Below are 20,511 nucleotides of genomic sequence, written 5' to 3'. Positions count from 1 at the left end.
CGGCGTCACAGTTGGGGGGCGGACGGGCATGCAGGACCGGAGTCCAGCGGAGCTCATCGCCGGGTTGCGGCGTCGGATCGACGCCTACGAGGACGGCGCAGGGGCACCCGCCGTGCTCGGTCCGCAGGCCCTCGACGATGCCTACGCGGTGCTCGGCCTGCTCGACGGGCCCGAGGTGGAGCCGGCAACGGCGGAGGTGCTGGCCTGGTTCTTCTGGTACCGGCAGCGGGAGAGTTCCGACCCGGAGGACGCCCAGCAGGCGGCCTGGGCCGCCGTACGGCTCTTCGTGCTCATCCATGAGGGCATACCGGACGCGGCGACCCCGCCGGACCTGGACCGGATGCTCGCCGTTCACGACGCCGCTCTGGCCTTGGATCCCGTCCGGGCCCGGGAGCTGGTCGACTGGGCGGTCGCGGCGCCCCAGCCCGAACCGCTGTACGGGGCGTTGGAGGTACTCGAAGCGGCACAGGACATCGCGGCGCGGACTCCGGGGGCGCCCGACGAGCCCGACTTCCAGTTCCTGTACGGGTATCTGCTGCGGACCAAGTTCGAACGTGAAGGCGTAAGGGAGGATCTCCTGGACGCGCTCACGGCGTTGCGGGCGGCGACCTCGCGCCCGCCGCCGGACGCCGAAAGGCGCGGCGTGTGGTTCGCCAACCTGGGGCACGCCCTGATGCTCGCCTACCAGCACGCGTACGAGGACTCCCTGGCGGCGGCGGTGTCGGCCCTGCGTACGGCACTCACCGATCTGGCACCGGATTCCCGGGAGCGGCTCATCTGTCTGCAGAACCTCGGCTCGGCGCTGCTGCTCGGCAACGAGTGGGACGACGCCGCGGCCGTTCTCGGGGAAGCCGAATCTGCCGCGCCGGACGGGAGCGTCACCCAGGCGGAGATCCGCAGCAACCTCGGGCAGGCGCTCTTCACCCGCTACGAGGAGTACGGCAGCCACGGCGATCTGACGGCAGCCCTTCAAGCGCTGCAGGCAGCGCACGGCGCCGAGTTGCCCGAGCCGTACGGCGCCAGGGTACGGGCCGCGAGCGCGCCGATGGTCGGCTTGGCTCTGCTCGCCCGGGCATGCTCTCTCGGATCAGCCACTGAGGCTGCTGCTGAGCTGGACGCGGCGGAAGAGGCGGTGGCGAGCGCCCTGCGGGAGGCCGCTGCCGATGGCGACGGCCCGTCGGGAGCGAGTGACCTGGGCAGCGGTCCGGCCCACGCCCCTCACCTGAGCGGTGGCCCGGCGCAGGCGACCGGCCCTGACACGCGAGGACGCGCTCCGACGCCGAACCGGCAGATCGCCCAGCTTCTCCACGTGCGCGCCCGGATCCGCTACGAGCGTCACAGGATCACCGGGGACGGAGCCGGTCTCGACGGAGCGGTGCAGGACTCCGAGCACGCACTCCGCTCGGCCGCCCTCTCTCCTGCGCACCGGGCGGTGGCGCAGCATGTGCTGGGCAGCGCCCTGCGGGACCGGTTCGTGCTGGGCGGCGTCCTCACGGACATCGACCGGGCTGTCGCCCTGGCCCGTGAGTGCCTCACGATCGATGAGGGAACGGAACCGTCCCCGACCGCACGGCTGCACTTGCTCGCCGACGCCCTTGTCCGCCGCGGCCAGAGCACAGGAGCCCGGACCGACCTGGACGAAGCCGTCGCCCTGTGCACCCAGGGCTCGGCCGCCGCACCGGATACCGGGCTGCCCGAACTGCTGGCCGTCCAGGGCAGCGCCCTGCACAGCCGTGCCCTGGTGGCCGGTGACCCCATCGATTTGGACGCCGCGATTGCCGTGTACCGCAGAGCAATCGACTCTGCGTACGGCCTTGCCGCAGGCCCGGACGATACGGACCGCGCACGGGCGGAGCCCGACCTGAACCCGGCTCGGTCGGGTCTGTGCCTCGCCCTGGAGCACCGGTTCGAGCGCTTCGGCGCACGCTCCGACATCGACGAGGCGGTCGCTCTTGCCGAGGCCACCGTGCAGGACGCCCGGACTAACGACCGATGCGTTGCCCTGAACCTGCACACCATCGCCCTGCGCAACCGGTACGTGCGCTACCGCGACCCCGCCGACCTGGACTCCGCAGTCGAGGCCGGCATCGCCGCTGTCGAGGCGACCCCAGCAGCGCACTACCAGCGCCCGGCCCACCTCTCCAATCTGGGCCTGACGCTCTTCGAACGGTTCGAGGCGACCCAGGACATGGCCGACATCGACGCGGCTGTGGACACGTTGCGCGCGGCCGTGGACGCCCTGCCGCACAACCACGCGCACCGCCCCGGACTACTGACGAACTGGGCGCTGGCCCTGGCGCAGCGCCATGAGCGCACCGCCCGTTGGCAGGACGCGGAGGAGGCCATCGAAGCGGTCGGGAAGGCGCTCGGCTCGGTCGCCGGGGACCATCCCGACCGCGCCGCCCAGCAGTACCTCCTGGCCGGACTGTTGCGCGCGCGGGCAGCCTCCCGCTGGTCCGCCGAGCGCGCCGCCGAGGACCTTGCCGCCGCTGACGAAGCCCTGCGAGCTGCGGCGGCCACACCGGGGGTGGCGGCGAGCGTGCGCATGGCGGCCCTGCGCCTGGGCGCCGAGGCGCAGACGGACCCGGCGGCCGCGCTCGAACGCTACGAACAGGCCGTCAGCTGCGTGCAGTTGATCGCCTGGCACGGGCTGAGCAGACGCGACCGCGAGGACCATCTGAGCGCCATCGACTCGCTCACCCAGGACGCAGCGGCGGCCGCACTCGACGCGGGCCGCCCGGAGCGCGCGGTCGAACTCCTCGAACACGGCCGCTCCGTACTGTGGAACCACGCCCTGGACACCGGCGCCGACCTGTGGGAGCTGCGCGCCGCCGCACCTCAACTCGCCGAGCGAGTGGAGACGTTGCGCACCCAGCTGCGGCTGCTCGACGTACCGGACGCGGTGGTGCAGCGACCCGGCGACGCCTTCACCTCCCGAACACCGGGCCCACGGGCGGACCGGGGTATCGCCCTGGGTCACGAGTGGGACGCGCTGATCGCCACGATCCGCAAGGATGTGCCGGGCTTCGCGGACTTCATGCGGCCACCCGGGTTCGAGGGTCTGCGCGCCGCGGCAGCCGAAGGCACCGTGGTGCTGCTCAATGTCTCCAAGCGCCGCAGCGACGCCCTCCTGCTGACCTCCGACGACCTACGAGTCGTCCCGCTCCCGCAGCTCTCCCCCGGCCTCGCGGAGCAGCAGATGGCCTGGTACCTGTCGGCCCTGTTGTACTACGACGAGCCCGAGATGACCCGCGAGAAGCACACCATGCTCGAGGAGTCCATGGCGCTCACACTGAGCTGGCTGTGGCACTCGGTCGCCGAACCCGTCCTGGACGCGCTGAGCCACGCCGGCTCGCCACCCGGCGACGGCCGTTGGCCTCGGATCTGGTGGTGCCCCACGGGCTCCCTCGCCTTCCTGCCCCTGCACGCGGCGGGCCTGCACCTGCCCGCTCCCGTGACGGACGCGTGTGTGCTCGACCGGGTGGTCTCCTCGTACACCCCGACCCTTCGGGCGCTGATCCGCAGCCGCGCCCAGGCTCCCGCGCGGGGCGAGCGCAGGCGCATGCTGATGGTGGCGATGCCCGAGACCCCGGGCCGCAGGTCCCTCCCCAACGCGGCATACGACACGGAGCAGATCAGCGAGTCCTTCGCCGGCAGGTGCACGGTGCGCTCCGGCGCTGCGGCCACCCGCGAGACGGTGCTCGCGGACCTCGCCACGCACGCGTGGGCACACTTTTCGTGCCACGGCGATCAGGAGCGCGGCGACCCGTCGCGCAGCGGCCTGTATCTGCACGACGGCTGTCTGACGGTCGCCGACATCGCACAACTGAGACTGGAACAGGCCGAGTTCGCGATGCTGGCGAGTTGCAAGACGGCGGTGAGCGGCTTCATGCTGCCCGACGAGGCGATCCATCCCGCCGCGGCGCTACAGGTGGCCGGCTACCGGCACGTCCTGGCCACGATGTGGAGCGTCAACGACCGCATCGCGGGGGAGATTGTCGACAACGTGTACGAAACTCTTGTGAGCGAGGGCGAGTTGGCGGCCGAGGACTGTGCGACGGCCCTGCACCACGCGGTGCGGGGGTTGCGAGCCAAGCCCCGGATGCCGCTGGTGGGCTGGACGCCCTTCATCCACCACGGACCGTAGGAGGCACCCATGGCAGACGAGGAAACCGGGCCGCGGGCGAAACGCAGACGCCCGCCGCTGGACGACGGCGAATCAGTGATCGTGTACGGCGACAACCGGGGCGGACAGGCCGTCGCACCGGGCGCCGCGGTCCCGGCCCCGGTCTCCCAGCGCCCCGCGGCCCCGCCGAGTGCGCTGCCGCAGCAGCCGGACGCCACGACCGCCGAACCGGACGGGCAGGAGGACTAGCGCCCCCATGCCCAGCACCTTCCTCGGTCTGGTCCTGCTCGTGGTGTGTCTCGTGCCGGGTTTCGTGTACTCGGCGGCACGCGACACCGTGCTGCCCGAGCGGACCTCGTCGGCGTTTCGCGAGACGACCCGGGTGGTCCTGGCGAGCCTGGCCCTCGACACCCTCGCCCTCGCGTTGTTCGGCGCGCTGCGTGCGACGGCGCCCGGCATCACTCCGGACGTGGGGCGCCTGGTCCGCGAGGGCTGGGGCTACGCACGGGACCACTATCCGGCGCTGGCCTGGTGGTCGCTGGCGGTCCTCGCGATCGCGGCCGCGCTGGGGGCGGGCGCTGCCCGGCTGCTGCCACGCGGTGCCGGACCGGTCACCGTGGAGTCGTCCTGGTGGCTGCTGCTCGGCCGCTACCCCGCCGAGGCCGGCGCGAAGTCCGCGTACGTCGGTTGCGAACTACTGGACGGCTCGTATCTCGGCGGCACGCTGAAGCACTTCGCGCACCAGGCGGAGGAGACCGGGGACCGCGAACTGGCCCTGGTCGCCCCGCTCGACTACCGCCCGCACCCCGGACAGCCCGTACGGCCCCTCACCGGGCATCAGTTGGTGTCGGTGAGCGCCCGGCAGATCAAGTTCCTGACCGTCACCTATCTCGACCACGTCCCGACCGACGCACCGCGGCCCGAGCCGCGAGGGGAGAACACAGCATGAGCGAGTTTCCCTACGCCTTCCACGTCGAGCTGCACCGCACCTTCGGGCTCCGCCTGGAACCGGGGCCGGTCGTGGGCCCCGACCCTGTCGAAGCCGCTCTGTCCGGCCACCGTCTGGGCATACGGCTGCGCCCCACGGGACCTGACCAGGCGTCGATCGTGGGACTTGCCGCGGAGATCACCGACCGGTTGCCGCCGACCACACGCAGCGTGATGACCGACGACGTCCTGGAGCCCTGGGAGCCGGACCTCGCCCTGCTGCTCGACACCAACCCGCCCGAACTACGGATGCTGCCGAGCGCGCCGCCCCTGTCCAGCACCGAACCCATCCACTCCCTCGACCTGGCGCCCCTCACCGCCGACCTCCGCGTCACCCGGTGGCTGCTGCGCGTGCAGATCAACTGCGCGGGAGAGCTCTACGAGCACGTTCATCCGCTGTACGCGACGGCCACCACGAACATGCTGGAGATCGTCGGCGACCGCAGTAGTCCGATGCTGCCCGACCAGGTCGCGCCGACCCACTGGCACGGGCCGGAACATCGCTCGGCTCGGTGAGGGAATCAGCCTCTGTCAGCCGACCCGCGCGGCGATGGCCCTCGCGCACACCAGGGACTCGGTGTGCGTCGTGTCCACCTCCAGGTCATAGCCGACCCCTTCGTGCACCACGTCCGCCTGCAGTACGGCCATCCCCTGGACCCGGTCTCCGCGAGCGACCTCACGGCCCGCGGCGACCGCGCTGTCACACCTGACGCCGACCCACAGCACGGCGAGGCCGCTCAAAGCCTTCTGCCACCGCTGCTGGGATGCCGCCCCGCCGAGGAAGACGTCGTCGACGACGACCCTGGCGCCCGCGCGGACCATCGCGGCGACCCCCTCGATCCAGGCGGCGTCCAACGCCCGGAAGTCCTCCCCGACGCTCACCCCGCCATCCGGCGCGAACATGATCCCCTCGTCCGCCCCCTGCATCCTCGCGGGCAGGGCGGCGACGAACGAGTCGACCCCGAACGCCAGCCACGGATCCGGCAGTACGGCTTGGAGACACCGTACGATCCCGGACTTCCCCGAGCTGGAACCGCCGTTCAGCACGATCACCTGTGTAGTCACCGCGCCACACTAGGGCGATTCCCACCCTGCCCCCATGCAATTTCCCGCTGCCCGCCCCCGGCGAAGAACTCGGCGAGCGGCAGGATCGCCGCGCCGACCGTGACCGCGTCCGGGCCGAGGCCTCCGAGGTCGATGGAGACGCGCTCGGCCGGATGGCGCAGGGCGTAGGCGGATGCGTAGCGGCGTACGGCGGGCAGGATGCGGGGGCCGAGCTGGAGTGCCGCCCAGCCGCCGATGAGGATGCGTTCGGGCTGGAAGAGGTTGATCAGGTCGGACAGGCCGGCGCCCAGGTACTCGGCGGCCTCGTCGAGGACGGCGAGGGCCGCCGGGTCGGCGTCGGTGCCCGCGGCGGGGTGTGCCGCGGCGAGCATCGCCGTCAGTGCGGTCTCCTCGTCGGTGCCCTCCGGTGGGTGGCCGCCCTCCTCGCGCCAGCGGTCGAGGAGCGCCTCCGCACCCGCGTAGGCGTCCAGGCAGCCCAGGGCACCGCAACGGCAGCGGCGCCCCCGGACCCGTACGGTCAGATGCCCCCACTCGACGGACCGGCCCTGCGCCACCTCCTGCGTGACGAGGCAGGCGCCGACGCCGGAGCCGAAGAGGACGACCACCGCGCTGCGGGCGCCGCGGCCGGCGCCGAACCACATCTCGGCGTGGCCGAGGGTCCGGGCACCGTTGTCGATGAAGTACGGCACGGTATCGGGGAGTTCGCACGTCGAGCGGAGCAGGGATTCGAGCGGTACGGCGTCCCAGCCGATCGTCTGGCCGTGGACCACCGCGCCCAGCTCAGGGGTACGGGCGACGATGCCGGGGACGCCGATACCGACTCCCAGGAGCTGCTCGGGGGCGACGTCCGTCTCGGCGAGGACCTCGGTGATGCCGTCGCGGATGTGCCCGACGATGACCTCGACGTCGTAGCCCTGGCGCTCCAGCGGCCGTTCGGTGCGGGCGAGTTCGGTGAGGGTGAGGTCGAAGAGCTCGACGCGTACGCGGGTCTCGCCGACGTCGACGCCGATCATGTGGCCGCCGGCGGGGGCCACGCGCAGCAGGGTGCGGGGGCGGCCGCCGTCGGACTCGACAGTTCCGGCCTCCTCGACGAGGCCGTCGGCCATGAGCTCCGCGACCACGTTGCTGATGGAACCGCCACTCAGTCCGGTGGCCGGTGCCAGTTCGAAGCGGCTCAACGGCCCGTCGAAATACAACTGTTGCAGTACGACGGTGCGATTGCCCCGTCGCAGGTCACGCACTGTCCGCCCGTTCCGCCCTGCCATGTGGGTCCCTTCCGACGCCGCCCGAACAGCAACATACCGCCGCCCAGTCTCTTGACGCGCCCTTCCTTCGGGTCTTAAATCACGCTCTAAATTAACCCATGAGCGGCGTTCGGAAAGTGAACGCTCGCGTTGGGCATCCCTCCGGAAAGGGACCCCTGAGCCATGCGCAGAATCCGAGCCGCGGCCGTCGGTGCCGTCACCGTTTCCCTGCTGACCGCCATGACCGCCTGCGGTGGCGGCTCGTCGACGGGCGGCGGGTCCAACGACTCACCGAAGACGCTCACCTACTGGGCCTCCAACCAGGGCGCCAGCATCGAGGTAGACAAGAAGGTCCTCCAGCCCGAGCTCGACAAGTTCGAGAAGCAGACCGGGATCGAGGTGAAGCTGGAGGTCATCCCCTGGTCGGACCTGCTGAACCGGATCCTCACCGCGACCACCTCCGGCCAGGGCCCCGACGTCCTGAACATCGGCAACACCTGGAGCGCCTCCCTGCAGGCCACGGGCGCGCTGCTGCCCTGGGACGAGAAAAACTTCACCGCGATCGGCGGCAAGGACCGCTTCGTCGACTCAGCGCTCGGCTCGACGGGCGCGCAGGGCCAGGACCCGGCCGCCGTGCCGCTGTACTCGATGGCGTACGCGCTCTACTACAACAAGAAGCTGTTCGCCGACGCGGGCATAGCCAAGCCCCCGGCCACCTGGGACGACCTGGTCGCCGCGGGCCGCAAGCTGTCGGGGGACGGCAAGTGGGGGCTGGGCGCCGAGGGTTCCAACGCGTCGGAGAACATCCACCACGTCTTCGTCTTCGCCAAGCAGCACGGCGCCGACTTCTTCACGGCCGACGGCAAGCCCGACTTCACCAACGACGGCGCCGTCGACGCGGTCAAGCAGTACGTCGACCTGATGGCCAAGGACAAGGTCATCGCGCCGGGCAACGCCGAGTACGCCCAGAACCAGTCGGTCAGCGACTTCGCCAAGGGCAAGACCGCGATGCTGCTGTGGCAGAGCGCGTCCGCCAACCTCGAGTCCCAGGGCATGAGCGCGGACGCCTACGGTGTCGCGCCCGTTCCGGTGCAGTCCGGAGCTCCCGGCACCGACAAGCAGGTCAACTCCATCGTGGCCGGCATCAACCTCGCCGTGTTCAAGAACACCGACAACGTCGACGGCGCGAAGAAGTTCGTGAAGTTCATGACCAGCGACGAGGAACAGAAGGTCCTGAACACCGCGTTCAGCTCCATCCCGCCGGTGAAGGGCGCCCAGTCGGACGCCTCCTTCAACTCCGGGGCCAACTCCGTCCTCAAGGACACCCTCGCCCAGAGCGCCGCCGCGATGCCGCAGGTGGCCGACGAGTCCCAGTTCGAGACGGCCGTCGGTACGGCCGTGAAGGACCTGTTCGCCGACGCGGCCGCCGGGCGTTCGGTCACCACCGCATCGGTGAAGGCGGCGCTCGAGAAGGCCCAGCAGCAGATGCCGGCGAAGTGAGCACGATGACGACCGCTGCTCCCGCAGAGGCGGCCCCGCACAAGAGCTCGTCCGGGTCGGCGGAGCAAACGCCCCGCTTCCGCCGCCCCGGGCGGATCCGCCGTATCGCACTGCCGTATCTGCTGCTCCTGCCGGCCCTGATCCTCGAACTCCTGGTCCATCTGGTGCCGATGGTGATGGGCATCGTGATGAGCTTCAAGGAGCTCACGCAGTTCTACATCCGTGACTGGGGCGCCGCGCCCTGGACGGGCCTGTCCAACTACGAGGTGTCGGTGGACTTCGACGCCCCCGTGGGTGAGGCGCTGCTGCACTCTTTCTTCGTCACCATCGCCTTCACCCTGCTGTCGGTGGGCCTGTGCTGGCTGATCGGTACGGCGGCGGCGATCTACATGCAGGACACCTTCCGTGGCCGCGGTCTGCTGCGCGCCCTGTTCCTGGTGCCGTACGCGCTGCCCGTGTACGCAGCCGTCATCACCTGGGTGTTCATGTTCCAGCACGACAACGGGCTGGTGAACCATGTCCTGCACGACCAGTTGGGCCTGACCGACAAGCCGTCCTTCTGGCTCATCGGCGACAACAGCTTCGTCGCGCTGCTCGTCGTGTCGGTGTGGAAGGGCTGGCCGTTCGCCTTCCTCATCGTCATGGCCGGTCTGCAGAACATCCCCAAGGAGCAGTACGAAGCCGCTTCCCTCGACGGGGCCGGCATGTGGCAGCAGATCCGCCGGATCACCCTGCCCTCGCTGCGCCCGGTCAACCAGGTCCTGGTGCTCGTGCTGTTCTTGTGGACGTTCAACGACTTCAACACGCCGTTCGTCCTGTTCGGCAGGACCGCTCCACAGGCCGCGGACCTCATCTCGGTCCACATCTACCAGGCGTCGTTCGTCACCTGGAACTTCGGAACCGGTTCCGCCATGTCCGTCCTGCTGCTGCTCTTCCTGCTCGTGGTGACGGGCGTCTACCTCCTGCTGACCTCCCGAGGAAGGAAGACGGCCGATGTCTAGCACCTCCCGGGCGCCCCGCTCGCCGATGGCTCCGCCACGGTCCTACTACTGGTCCCGGCGGATCTTCCTCACCCTGCTCACCGGGTTCGTCCTGGTGCCGGTCTACGTCATGGTCTCCAGCTCGCTGAAGCCACTCGCGGACGTCTCCGGGGAGTTCCGCTGGCTGCCGAGCGAGCTCACGATCCGGCCGTACATCGACATCTGGTCGACCATCCCGTTGGCCCGCTACTTCGTGAACTCGCTGATCGTGGCGGGCGCGGCGACCGTCTGCTCGGTGGTGATCGCGGTGTTCGCGGCCTACGCGGTCAGCCGCCACAACTTCCGGGGCAAGCGCGTCTTCACGGTCACGGTGCTGTCCACGCAGATGTTCCCCGGCATCCTCTTCCTGCTGCCGCTGTTCCTCATCTACGTCAACATCGGCAACGCCACCGGCATCGCCCTGTTCGGCTCGCGCGGCGGTCTGATCCTGACGTATCTGACCTTCTCGCTGCCGTTCTCGATCTGGATGCTGATCGGGTACCTCGACTCGGTGCCGCGGGACCTGGACGAGGCCGCGATGGTGGACGGCTGCGGGCCGCTCGGGGCGCTGTTCCGGGTCGTCGTGCCGGCGGCGATCCCGGGCATCGTCGCGGTCGCCGTGTACGCCTTCATGACCGCCTGGGGCGAGGTGCTGTTCGCCTCGGTGATGACCAACGACACCACCCGCACACTCGCCGTCGGACTCCAGGGCTACTCCACGCTCAACAACGTCTACTGGAACCAGATCATGGCCGCCTCGCTGGTCGTCAGCGTGCCCGTGGTCGCCGGGTTCCTGCTGCTGCAGCGCTATCTCGTCACCGGACTGACGGCTGGAGCCGTCAAGTGACCGGCGCCGCCGTCTCCGACTCCGCTTCCTCCGGCTCCGCTGTCTCCGACTCTGCTGTCTCCGAAAGGAATTCCGTGACCATCGACCTTGCCGCACTCCCCGAGGACTTCCTGTGGGGCACGGCCACGTCGGCCTACCAGATCGAGGGAGCCGTCGCCGAGGACGGCCGCTCGCCCTCGATCTGGGACACGTTCTCGCACACTCCCGGCAAGATCGACAACGACGACCACGGCGACGCCGCCTGCGACCACTACCACCGCTGGCGCGAGGACATCGCGCTGATGCGCCGACTGGGCACCAACGCCTACCGGTTGTCGATCGCCTGGCCGCGTGTGGTGCCCGGCGGCGACGGGCCGGTCAACGCGAAGGGCCTCGACTTCTACGACGCGTTGATCGACGGCCTGCTGGCGGCGGGCATCACTCCGTCCGTCACCCTCTACCACTGGGACCTGCCGCAGGCGCTCCAGGACCGGGGCGGCTGGCCGGCCCGCGACACCGCCCAGCACTTCGGCTCGTACGCGGCGGTCGTCGCCGAGCGTCTCGGTGACCGTGTCCAGCACTGGACCACGCTCAACGAGCCGCTGTGCTCCGCCTGGATCGGCCACCTGGAAGGCAAGATGGCGCCGGGCCTGACCGACCTCACGACGGCCGTCCACGCCTCCTACCATCTCCTCCTCGGCCACGGCCTGGCAGCGCAGGCGATCCGGGCGGTGGCACCGGGCGCGCAGGTCGGCATCGTCAACAACCTGTCCGCCGTCGAGGCCGCCACCGAGCGCCCCGAGGACGTCGCGGCGGCGCGGCGCCAGGACGGCCACACCAACCGCTGGTGGCTGGACCCGGTCCACGGCCGCGGCTTCCCCAAGGACATGCGCGAGGTCTACGCCGCCGCGTCCGGCGTCGAACTCCCGGAACAGCCGGGCGACCTGGAGACCATCGCGCAGCCCCTGGACTGGCTGGGCCTCAACTACTACTTCTCGTCCACCGTCGCCGACGACCCCGACGGACCGGCCCCGCACGTCCGCACCATCCGCCGCCCCGGCGTCCCCCGCACGGGCATGGACTGGGAGATCGACGCATCCGGCATCGAGCGCCTCCTGCTCCGGCTGACACAGGACTACGGCGCCCGCAAGCTGTACGTCACGGAGAACGGCTCGGCCTACCCCGATGTCGTACGCCCCGACGGGACGGTGCACGACCCGGAGCGCCAGGAGTACCTGGTCGGCCACCTCGCGGCGTGCGCGTCCGCCGCCCGCAAGGGCGCCCCGCTGGCCGGCTACTTCGCCTGGTCGCTGCTGGACAACTTCGAGTGGGCGTACGGCTACGACAAGCGCTTCGGGCTGGTCCATGTCGACTACCGCACCCAGGCCCGCACCATCAAGGGCAGCGGCCACCGGTACGCGGACATCATCCGGGCGCATGCGGAAAGGGCACGTCACGCCGCCTAGCGGGCCGCGGCCCGCAGTGCCGATGAGCCGTCACCACGAGGGCGCCGACGCGGCCGACGCCGTGCCGGGCGGCGCCGGTTGAGCCGGAGGCATCGCGGTGCCTCCGGCCGGGCGCTCGACCGGTGAACGGTCCCCGCGGTGGTCGTACGCCCCGCAGGTGACCGTTCGCCGGCCTCTACCGGCGGCTGCGCACGAGCAGGTACAGGAAGTACGGCGTGCCGATCACCGCGGTCATCAGACCGGCGCCGAGCTGGGCGGGCGCGATCACGGTGCGGCCGAGCAGGTCGGCGGTGCACACGAGAGCGGCGCCGAGCAGGACGGAGACCGGGATCACCCGGACGTGCGGTCGGCCCACGAGCGCCCGGGCCGCGTGCGGGGCGACCAGGCCCACGAAGCCGATCGTGCCCGCGGCGGCGACCGCGGTGGCGGCGAGCAGGACGCTCAGGAGGAGGAAGCCGAGGCGCCCGCGCGCCAGGTTGAGCCCGAGCAGTCGCGGGGTGTCCTCGTCGAGGGACACGAGGTCGAGTTCCGCGCGCCGCAGCACAGCGATGGCCACGCCGATGGCGAGGACGGCTGCGAGCGGTGCGATGTCGGGCAGGGTCCGTCCGTAGGTGGAACCGGACAGCCAGGTCAGGGCCTTCGCGGCGTTGAACGGGTCGGTGAGGACGATCAGCAGGCTGACCAGCGCGGTTGAGCCGGTCGCCATGCCGATGCCGACGAGCACGAGCCGGTTCTGCTGGAACCCGCCCCGCGCGGCGAGTCCGAAGACGATGACGGAGCTGATCGCGGCGCCCGCGAACGCCGCGCCGGCCACGCTCCACGATCCGGCCAGCGGCACGGTCGTCACCAGGAGCACGGCGCCCAGCGCCGCCCCGCCGGAGACGCCCAGCACGGCGGGTTCCGCGAGCGGATTGCGCGTGACGGCTTGGACGAGCGTGCCGGACAGGGCGAGTGCCGCGCCCGCGAGGAGCGCCGCGAGAACGCGGGGCACGCGAGTGTCGAGTACGAACGAGACGGCCCGACCTGCCCTGCCCTGCGCCCAGTTGACGACGTCGCCCAGCAGCAGCTTGCTGTCGCCGAGCAGCACCGCGGCGATCGTCACGCCGACGAGGACCGCCACCAGGACGACCGTGGTGGTGACGAAGACGGTCCGGCTTCTGATGCGCAGCCGGTCCGGTGCGGCGGCCGCGGCCGTGTCCTTCAGCCGCGTGGCCATGACGATCAGGAACACGGCGCCGACGAGACTGGTGACGACGCCCGTCGGCACGGCGACCGCCAGGTCCGTGGGCACGAGGGCCCGCAGCAGCACGTCCGAGCCGAGGACCAGGGCCGCACCGATCAGGCCGGCCACCGGAAGACTCGCATGCGCCCGGGTGAACCCGCGAAACCTGCGGGCGAGGGGACGCACGAGCGCGGGGGCGCACAGGCCGACGAAGCCTATGGGCCCGGCGAGGGTGACGGCCGCCGCGGAGAGCAGCGCCGCGCACACGACCGCCGTGACCCGGGTGGCACGCACCGGCACGCCGACCCCGCGGGCGGCGTCGTCACCGAGGGCCAGGGCGTCGACCCGGCGGGCGACCACCAACAGCCCGAGGAGGCCGATGACGCCGAGCGGGGCGAGCTGGGTCACGCCGTCGAACCCGCTCTGGGCGATGCTGCCCTGGTTCCACTGGTAGAGGCCCTGGGTCTCCTGGGGGAAGAGCAGGAGCAGCCCCTCGGTCACGGCGTTCAGGCCGAGGGCGAGGGCGCTGCCGGCGAGCACCAGCCGGACGGTTCCCGCGCCCAGGCCGGACAGGCCGAGCACGACGGACACCGCCACGAGGCCCCCGGCGAACGCGACGCCGGAGGAGGCGAGCAGGGGCAGCGACACACCGGTGACGGCGGCCAGCCCGAGAGCCAGGTAGGAGCCCGCGTTCACGGCGAGGGTGTCGGGCGAGGCGAGCACGTTGCGGCTGATCGCCTGCAGGGCGGCACCCGCCATCCCGAGTAGGGCCCCGACGAGGAGCCCGGCGGCCAGTCGCGGCAGCCGGGAGGCGATGACGACGGAGGCGTCGGCCGGGTCGGCCCGGCCGGTGAGCGCATTGAACACCTCGCCGGCGCCGACGGCGGCCGTGCCCTGCGTGATGTCCACGACCGCCAGACCTGCGACCAGCAGGACCAGAGCGGCCGTCACCGCGGCCGCGCCGGTCCGGGACGTGGCGGTGGCCGCGGGCGGACGGGTGGCGGGAGTTGTCGCGGTGACGGCCATGGTGTTACTTCGTCAGCTCCTTGACGAGGGCGTCGATGTACGCCCCCATCGACTCCTGACCGCCGAACATCCAGATGCCGTCGGGCAGGCGGTGGACGTTGCCCTTCTTCACGAACGGCAGCGAGGTCCACACCTTGTCCTTGGACAGGGCGCCGGTGGCCGTGAACGGGGTGCTGCTCTTGTCGCCGTCGTTGGCGATGTAGGCGAACTGCACGTCGTCGCCGAGCTTGGTGAGCCCCTCGACGTCGGTGGTGCCGAGCCCGTAGTCCTTGTCGCCCTTGACCGTCCAGGCGTTCTTCAGACCGAGCTCCTCGTTCACCGCGCCGATGAGCGAACCGCTGGTGAACGGCCTGATGGAAACCTGGTTGGAGATGTCGTAGCCGTCGGCGAAGGCGAACTCGGCGCCGTCGAGGCCGGCGTCCGCGAGGGCCTTCTTGCCTTCGGCGACCTTCGCGTCGAACTCGTCCTTGATCTTCTCGGCCTGGTCGGAGGTGCCGGTGGCCTTGGCGATGAGGTCGAGGTTCTCCGTCATCTGCCCGATCGGGTCGGAGGCGTCGGCGGAGCGCACCTCCAGGACGGGGGCCACCTTGCGCAGCTGCTTCACGGCCGCCGGCGGCAGGTCGGTGCTGGCGACGATGAGGTCGGGCGCCAGCGCGGCGATGGTGTCCATGCTGGGCTCGCCGCGGGTGCCGATGTCCTTCGGCTCGTTCTTCAGCGGGACCGCGGTGTCCCAGGTGTTGTAGCCGTTGACGTCGGCGACGCCGACCGGGTCGACACCCAGCGACACCAGGAGCTCGACCTCGTGCCACTCGGTTCCGACGACCTTCTTGGCCGGCCCGTCGAGTTCGACCTTCTTGCCGGAGGCGTCGGTGAGGGTGATGGCCTCGCCGGCCTTCTTCGCGTCGTCGTTGTCGGCGGCGGGCTCGGTGGTACCGCAGGCGGTCAGGGTGAGGGCCGCGGCGGTGGCGACCGCCGCGGTCGTGAGGAGGCGTCTCATGAGGGTGTGCTGAGCCTTTCGGTTCGCGTGTGGTGCCGGCCGATCGCGCGGGTGCGCAGCCGGCCTGTCAGGGGGTCGGTGTCGACTTCGATGCGGATGCCATAGATGTCGGTCAGTCTCTGAGCCGTCAGGACGTCCTCGGGGAGACCGTCCGCGACGATCCGCCCCTCGTGGAGGAGCACGATCCGGTCGGCGAGGGCCGCGGCCTGGTCGAGGTCGTGCAGGACGGCGCCCACGGCGATCCCGTGGTCGTCCGCCAAGTCGCGGATGAGGTCGAGGAGTTCGATCTGGTAGCGCAGGTCGAGGTAGGTCGTCGGCTCGTCGAGGAGCAGTACACCGGTCTCCTGCGCGAGACAGCCGGCGAGCCACACGCGCTGGAGCTGTCCGCCGGAGAGATGCTCGGCGCCCCGCTCGGCGAGCTCGGCGACGCCGGTCATGGTGAGCGCGCGCTCCACCGCGGCCGGGCCGCCCGGGTCGGCCCTGCCCCAACGGCCCCGGTACGGGTAGCGGCCGAATTCCACGACGTCCCGTACGGTCAGGCCGCTGGGCGTGGGGCGCCCTTGCGTCAACAGGGCCACGCGGCGCGAGAACTCACGCGGGGTCAGCGCCAGTCCGTCGGCGCCGTCGATGACGAGCGTCGCGCTCCTGGGCCGCTGCAACCGCGAGACCGTCCGCAGCAGCGTCGACTTCCCACTGCCGTTCGGCCCCACCAGCACGGTCACTTCACCCGGCCGCAGCGTCACCGACGCGTCGTGTACGACGTCCACGCCCTCGTAGGCCACGGTGACATCCGTGGCCGACAGCTCATGACCGCGGGGGCTCACCGCCGCGGTGATCTCTTCACCTGCTTGCACGCGGCACAGGTTAGCCTAACCTTACCCAAACTTGTGAGGGGTGGGCGGCCCCGAGCGCAAGAAGGGGATCAGCCAAAGGTCGCGTCTCCGCCGGACAACCTCACCTACGAAGCCCGCCCGGGATCTGCGGCACCTCGCGCCGCCCCCATGATCTCCGCCACGATTTGAGCCTTCAGATCCGAGTACGCCAGCAGAGTCGACGCCCGCCGAGCGGCTTCCCGCTTCGCGGCTGCGTATCGGGCCATCACGTCCGGATGAGCGATGAGATAGTCCCGGAAGAGGAGATTGTCGACCCACAATCGCCCCTGCCGCTCGACCACATGGACATTGGCAGCCAGCCCGGAACGCCGGCGCAGATACTGCCGCCCGGAGACCCCGGCCTCCCCCAGGCACTCGAACCCCAGCCGCTCAATACGGGCGACAGCGGCCTCGATTCCGTGTGTCGGGCAACCGACCTGAACGTCGATTACCGGCTTGGCCTCGAGTCCTGGAACGGCAGTGGACCCGATGTGCGCCACCTCCACGGGCATTCCGCTCAGTGCTGCCGAGATGTCCCGGACCAGCGTCCGACCCTGGTCCACCCAGGCCGGATCAGGAGCGACGACGTGGATCGGTTCGTCGAGATCAGCCACGGCACCACGCTATCGGTGCCGGTCACATGGGTTCGGCGTATTTGCCCAGGTCGCTGGCGTTCAGCGCGGCCTTGTCGTTGAAGCCGATGACGTAGCCGTCGAGGTCGCGGATGTAGAACATGCGCTGACCGGTCTCGTCAGTGGCCATCTCCTTGACGACTTCGGCGTGCTGGGAGGCGTGCTCGTAGAAGGCGTCGAGGTCGTCGACGGCGAAGTAGAACATGCCGGCGAACCCGAGAGGCTGGTCCTTGAGGACGGGGAGCCACTGCTTGAGGTCGGCATTGCGGTAGAGCATGGCGCAGAACTCGCCCTTGTGGAGGAGCATGTGGATGTCGTCCCCGGGGCGCGAGGTGCTGGAGTCGGCGTCGAAGCCCAGCCTCTTGTAGAAGGCCAGGCTGGCGGCGGTGTCGGACACGCTGATGCACGGAACGAAAGGCACGGAGGACTCCTGATCTGCAGGGGTTTTCACCCGTTGTGACACACCTCGTTCCGGAGCGCATGTCGACGGGACCGACATTCGAGTTGAGACGATACGCATCGTCTTGCTACAGTGGGCGCATGCGTTTCTTCTTCTTTCTCTGAGTCCGGGCACGGCCGATGCCGCCGTTTCTGCTGCCCGTAGACACTTCGCATTCCCAGGGAAAGTCACATGCGCGAACGCGCCCACACCGCTGCCCACACTGCCGTAGCACAGCTGTCCGTCAAGGACGTCACCAAGTCCTACGGCACCCGCACCGTCCTCGACCAGGTCACCTTCACCGTCCGCCCCGGCGAGAAAGCCGCCGTCATCGGCGAGAACGGCTCCGGCAAGTCCACCTTGCTGCGACTGTTGGCCGAAGCCGAGGTGCCGGACGCCGGGGAGGTCACCGTCAGCTTCCCCGGAGGCGTCGGCCACCTCACCCAGACCCTCGACCTCGACCCGGACTGCACCGTGCAGGACGCCGTCGACCTCGCCCTGACCGAACTGCGTGACATGGAGCGCCGCCTGCGCGAGGCGGAGGAGAGCCTCGGCGAGGCATCGCCGGACGAACTCGCCGCGTACGGCGAGCTGCTGATCGCGTACGAGGAACGCGGTGGATACGAGGCGGACGCCCGCGTCGACGCCGCCATGCACGGGCTCGGGATCGCCGGGATCACTCGCGACCGCGTGCTCGGCTCGCTCTCCGGCGGCGAACAGTCACGGCTCGCGCTCGCGTGCGTACTGGCCGCCTCGCCCGAGCTGCTCCTCCTGGACGAGCCGACGAACCACCTCGACGCGACGGCCGTGCGCTGGCTCGAGGACCACCTGCGCGCGCACCGCGGCACCGTCGTCGCGGTCACCCACGACCGCGGCTTCCTCGAACGCATCGCCACCACGATCCTCGAAGTCGACCGGGATGCGCACACCGTGCGCCGGTACGGCGACGGCTGGACCGGCTACCGCACCGCGAAGGCCGCAGCCCGCCGCCGCGCGGAGCAGGAGTACGCGGACTGGCTGGAAGAAGTGGCCCGTACCGAGGAGCTCGTCGAGGCCGCCGGCAAGCGGCTGGCCGGCACCGGCAAGGACCCCCGGCAGGGCTTCGGCAAGCACCGCCGCTCGCACGAGGCGAAGCTCGGCGGGCAGGTCCGTGCGGCCCGGGAACGGCTGGCCCACCTGCGGCGCAACCCGATCGCCGCGCCACCGGAACCCCTGCGGTTCGCGGCGGCCCTGTCGGCGGCGGGCAGCGAGCATCACGCCGAGCACCCGCTCGCCGAACTCGACGACGTCGTGGTCGGCGAGCGGCTGAGCCTGGAGGGTTCGCTGACGATCGCGCCCGGGCAGCGGCTTCTCGTCACCGGCGAGAACGGAGCGGGCAAGACGACGCTGCTGCGCGTCCTCGCGGGCGACCTGGAGCCGGACGCCGGTGCGGCCCGCCGCCCCGCGCGGATCGGCTACCTCGCGCAAGAACTGCCCCCGCGCTCCACGCGGCTCCCGCTGCTCGCCGCCTTCGCGGCCGGGCAGCCCGGGCTGCCCGAGGAGTACGCCGATCAGTTCCTGGCGCTCGGCCTGTTCCGTGAGGAGGACCTGCACGTCCCGGTGGCCGCGCTGTCGGCGGGCCAGCAACGGCGACTCCAGATCGCGATCCTGGTGACCCGGCCCGCGGACCTGCTCGTACTCGACGAACCGACGAACCACATCGCGCTCGACCTGATCGAGGACCTGGAGGCGGCGCTGGCGGCGTACCCGGGAGCGGTGGTCGCGGTCTCGCACGACCGCGGCTTCCGCGAGCGGTTCGCCGGGGAACGGTTGGCGCTGCGCGCCGGACGCAGGTACTGAACGCGCTCCCCCGCGAGCTTTGTCATGCCCGTATCTAGACCTCTGAGGTTCGCTGGTTCACGGTGGTCCCTCCTATCCGCCCTACCGGCCTGGAGGGACACCGCGGTGAGACGTAGGCGATTATTGGCAGGGGCGATCGGCACACTCTCGGGAGTCGCGCTCGGCCCGGGCCAGGCCCTGGCCGACGTACCGACGCCCCGTACGCAGGGCTGGCAGGCCGTGCCGGCACCCGGCAGCACTCCGGCCGCGCAGCTGCGGCGCATCGCCGCTGTCGGACCTCAACTGGCCTGGGCCGTGGGCGAGGAGGCCCGCGGCGGGCCGTCGCAGGGGCGAGCCCTGGCCATGCTGTGGAACGGCAACGCGTGGGCGAAGACCGACCTGTCACACCTGAACCACACGCGCCTGAGCGATGTCGCCGGTGTCTGCGCGACCGCGGCGTGGAGCGTGGGCCAGCCAGTCGGCACCGGCAGCCCGCTGCTGCGCTGGGACGGAACCACCTGGCGCGAGGCCACGTTCCCGGGCCAGGGCGAGACGGACGTCCGGTTGAACGCGGTGGCGGTCGGCCCGGACCGGCAGGTGTGGATCTGCGGCAGCCGAGGCGGCGCCGCCCGTCTGCTGCACGGGGACGGGCAACGCTGGCGATGGCTGGACCCGTTGCCCGTGGCGAGCGTGAATCTGTACCGGGTGGTCCTGCGCTCGCCGGGCGAGGTCTGGGTGAGCGGCGACCAGTCGAACGGCGGCGGATGGTCCGGGCTCGTGGCCCGCTGGGACGGAGCGTGGACCGTACTGCCCCCGGTCCCGGGCCTGCGTCTGAGCATCGCCGATCTCCACTCGGCCGGTCCGGACGATGTATGGGCGGTGGGCACCGAGATGGGCGTCGGCGGGCCGCCCGGCCGTCCGGGCAACCCGTCCATGAGCCACTGGGACGGCACGGCCTGGACGCGGGTGGAAACGGGCTTCGTCGCGGGCTCGTTGACCGGAATCGCGGGCGATGCGCAGGGCCGGGCCGCGTGGATCTCGGGCTGGAACTTCCAGGACCAGAGTCGCAGTACGTACCTACGCCGGGACGGAAGCGCCTGGACCCTCGTTCGGGGGCCAGTCGGCGCGGCGCCTGCGCCGTATCTCAATGCCGTGACGTCCATCCCCGGCACCAGCGGGTTCTGGTCCGTGGGCATGACGAGCCCGAACCCGTTTCCGCCGACCGAGGCGTACACGGAACGCCTCGAAGCCTGAGGCGGATCCGGGACAGAA

General features: G+C 70.9%; 17 protein-coding genes. 10 read left to right on the top strand and 7 right to left on the bottom strand.

The annotated features are described in order from the left end of the window. The first annotated feature begins 28 nt into the window (after positions 1-28). From ACZ7M7_RS31605 to ACZ7M7_RS31590, 4 genes are read left to right on the top strand one after another with little or no spacing between them, the layout of a single operon-like run. Positions 29-4,147 carry a CHAT domain-containing protein gene (locus tag ACZ7M7_RS31605; protein WP_472122729.1) on the top strand — a complete coding sequence of 1,373 codons (4,119 nt, stop codon included), beginning with the start codon at positions 29-31 and terminating at the stop codon, positions 4,145-4,147. Positions 4,148-4,156: 9 nt separating this feature from the next. Then, positions 4,157-4,375, top strand: a complete 219-nt coding sequence (locus ACZ7M7_RS31600; RefSeq protein WP_472122726.1) for a hypothetical protein — start codon at positions 4,157-4,159, stop codon at positions 4,373-4,375. Between the two features lie 7 nt (positions 4,376-4,382). Next, positions 4,383-5,075, top strand: coding sequence for a DUF6338 family protein (locus tag ACZ7M7_RS31595; RefSeq protein ID WP_472122723.1), 693 nt, complete (start codon positions 4,383-4,385; stop codon positions 5,073-5,075). Next, positions 5,072-5,629 (top strand): hypothetical protein, encoded by a 558-nt coding sequence (locus tag ACZ7M7_RS31590; protein WP_451176408.1) that lies wholly within the window; start codon positions 5,072-5,074, stop codon positions 5,627-5,629. Before ACZ7M7_RS31595 ends, ACZ7M7_RS31590 begins: the two co-directional genes overlap by 4 nt. 15 nt (positions 5,630-5,644) lie before the next feature. Here the strand turns inward: ACZ7M7_RS31590 and cpt are convergent, their stop codons facing one another. Both cpt and ACZ7M7_RS31580 read right to left on the bottom strand, forming a co-directional pair. Next, the gene (gene cpt / locus ACZ7M7_RS31585; protein ID WP_383605897.1) at positions 5,645-6,178 is read right to left on the bottom strand and encodes a chloramphenicol phosphotransferase CPT; all 534 of its coding nucleotides are present in this window, start codon (positions 6,176-6,178) and stop codon (positions 5,645-5,647) included. Next, positions 6,175-7,443 (bottom strand): ROK family transcriptional regulator, encoded by a 1,269-nt coding sequence (locus tag ACZ7M7_RS31580; RefSeq protein WP_383625440.1) that lies wholly within the window; start codon positions 7,441-7,443, stop codon positions 6,175-6,177. Before ACZ7M7_RS31580 ends, cpt begins: the two co-directional genes overlap by 4 nt. 162 nt (positions 7,444-7,605) lie before the next feature. Here ACZ7M7_RS31580 and ACZ7M7_RS31575 point away from each other — a divergent pair, with 162 nt between their 5' ends. From ACZ7M7_RS31575 to ACZ7M7_RS31560, 4 genes are all read left to right on the top strand, one after another. Then, on the top strand, positions 7,606-8,922 hold the full coding sequence (locus tag ACZ7M7_RS31575; protein ID WP_472122719.1) for an ABC transporter substrate-binding protein: 1,317 nt from the start codon (positions 7,606-7,608) through the stop codon (positions 8,920-8,922). A 5-nt stretch (positions 8,923-8,927) separates the two neighbouring features. Next, a complete protein-coding gene (locus tag ACZ7M7_RS31570) occupies positions 8,928-9,923 on the top strand; it encodes a carbohydrate ABC transporter permease (RefSeq protein WP_383605905.1) in 996 nt (331 codons plus the stop codon). 25 nt (positions 9,924-9,948) lie between these two features. Next, positions 9,949-10,788, top strand: a complete 840-nt coding sequence (locus ACZ7M7_RS31565; protein ID WP_383606240.1) for a carbohydrate ABC transporter permease — start codon at positions 9,949-9,951, stop codon at positions 10,786-10,788. A gap of 74 nt (positions 10,789-10,862) precedes the next feature. Next, positions 10,863-12,233, top strand: a complete 1,371-nt coding sequence (locus ACZ7M7_RS31560) for a GH1 family beta-glucosidase (RefSeq protein WP_472122716.1) — start codon at positions 10,863-10,865, stop codon at positions 12,231-12,233. A gap of 175 nt (positions 12,234-12,408) precedes the next feature. Here the strand turns inward: ACZ7M7_RS31560 and ACZ7M7_RS31555 are convergent, their stop codons facing one another. The 5 genes from ACZ7M7_RS31555 to ACZ7M7_RS31535 form a co-directional block, all read right to left on the bottom strand. Beyond that, positions 12,409-14,481 (bottom strand): iron ABC transporter permease, encoded by a 2,073-nt coding sequence (locus tag ACZ7M7_RS31555; protein ID WP_472122713.1) that lies wholly within the window; start codon positions 14,479-14,481, stop codon positions 12,409-12,411. 4 nt (positions 14,482-14,485) lie between these two features. Continuing rightward, entirely contained in the window at positions 14,486-15,478 is a 993-nt protein-coding gene (locus ACZ7M7_RS31550; RefSeq protein ID WP_472122710.1) for an iron-siderophore ABC transporter substrate-binding protein, read from the bottom strand. After that, a complete protein-coding gene (locus ACZ7M7_RS31545; protein WP_383605917.1) occupies positions 15,475-16,332 on the bottom strand; it encodes an ABC transporter ATP-binding protein in 858 nt (285 codons plus the stop codon). The genes ACZ7M7_RS31550 and ACZ7M7_RS31545 overlap by 4 nt, the downstream gene beginning before the upstream one ends. Before the next feature lie 104 nt (positions 16,333-16,436). Beyond that, entirely contained in the window at positions 16,437-16,964 is a 528-nt protein-coding gene (locus tag ACZ7M7_RS31540) for a GrpB family protein (RefSeq protein WP_472122707.1), read from the bottom strand. A 22-nt stretch (positions 16,965-16,986) separates the two neighbouring features. Next, positions 16,987-17,403 carry a VOC family protein gene (locus tag ACZ7M7_RS31535; RefSeq protein ID WP_472122704.1) on the bottom strand — a complete coding sequence of 139 codons (417 nt, stop codon included), beginning with the start codon at positions 17,401-17,403 and terminating at the stop codon, positions 16,987-16,989. Positions 17,404-17,613: 210 nt separating this feature from the next. Here ACZ7M7_RS31535 and abc-f point away from each other — a divergent pair, with 210 nt between their 5' ends. Together abc-f and ACZ7M7_RS31525 are read left to right on the top strand one after the other, a co-directional pair. Continuing rightward, positions 17,614-19,260, top strand: coding sequence for a ribosomal protection-like ABC-F family protein (gene abc-f, locus ACZ7M7_RS31530; RefSeq protein ID WP_472122701.1), 1,647 nt, complete (start codon positions 17,614-17,616; stop codon positions 19,258-19,260). Between the two features lie 105 nt (positions 19,261-19,365). After that, positions 19,366-20,493: a hypothetical protein gene (locus ACZ7M7_RS31525; RefSeq protein ID WP_472122698.1), complete on the top strand. Its 1,128-nt coding sequence runs from the start codon at positions 19,366-19,368 to the stop codon at positions 20,491-20,493. Positions 20,494-20,511 lie beyond the last annotated feature (18 nt).

This window comes from Streptomyces sp. NPDC111606 (genome assembly GCF_055656945.1).
The sequence above is the reverse complement of the archived record's forward strand: the minus strand, read 5'-3'. Positions and strand labels throughout refer to the sequence as shown.

Coding starts and splice junctions, on each gene's coding strand:
- ACZ7M7_RS31605 (WP_472122729.1), top strand. CDS start 29: ATGCAGGACCGGAGTCCAGCGGAGCTCATCGCCGGGTTGCGGCGTCGG.
- ACZ7M7_RS31600 (WP_472122726.1), top strand. CDS start 4,157: ATGGCAGACGAGGAAACCGGGCCGCGGGCGAAACGCAGACGCCCGCCG.
- ACZ7M7_RS31595 (WP_472122723.1), top strand. CDS start 4,383: ATGCCCAGCACCTTCCTCGGTCTGGTCCTGCTCGTGGTGTGTCTCGTG.
- ACZ7M7_RS31590 (WP_451176408.1), top strand. CDS start 5,072: ATGAGCGAGTTTCCCTACGCCTTCCACGTCGAGCTGCACCGCACCTTC.
- ACZ7M7_RS31580 (WP_383625440.1), bottom strand. CDS start 7,443: ATGGCAGGGCGGAACGGGCGGACAGTGCGTGACCTGCGACGGGGCAAT.
- ACZ7M7_RS31575 (WP_472122719.1), top strand. CDS start 7,606: ATGCGCAGAATCCGAGCCGCGGCCGTCGGTGCCGTCACCGTTTCCCTG.
- ACZ7M7_RS31570 (WP_383605905.1), top strand. CDS start 8,928: ATGACGACCGCTGCTCCCGCAGAGGCGGCCCCGCACAAGAGCTCGTCC.
- ACZ7M7_RS31565 (WP_383606240.1), top strand. CDS start 9,949: ATGGCTCCGCCACGGTCCTACTACTGGTCCCGGCGGATCTTCCTCACC.
- ACZ7M7_RS31555 (WP_472122713.1), bottom strand. CDS start 14,481: ATGGCCGTCACCGCGACAACTCCCGCCACCCGTCCGCCCGCGGCCACC.
- ACZ7M7_RS31550 (WP_472122710.1), bottom strand. CDS start 15,478: ATGAGACGCCTCCTCACGACCGCGGCGGTCGCCACCGCCGCGGCCCTC.
- abc-f (WP_472122701.1), top strand. CDS start 17,614: ATGCGCGAACGCGCCCACACCGCTGCCCACACTGCCGTAGCACAGCTG.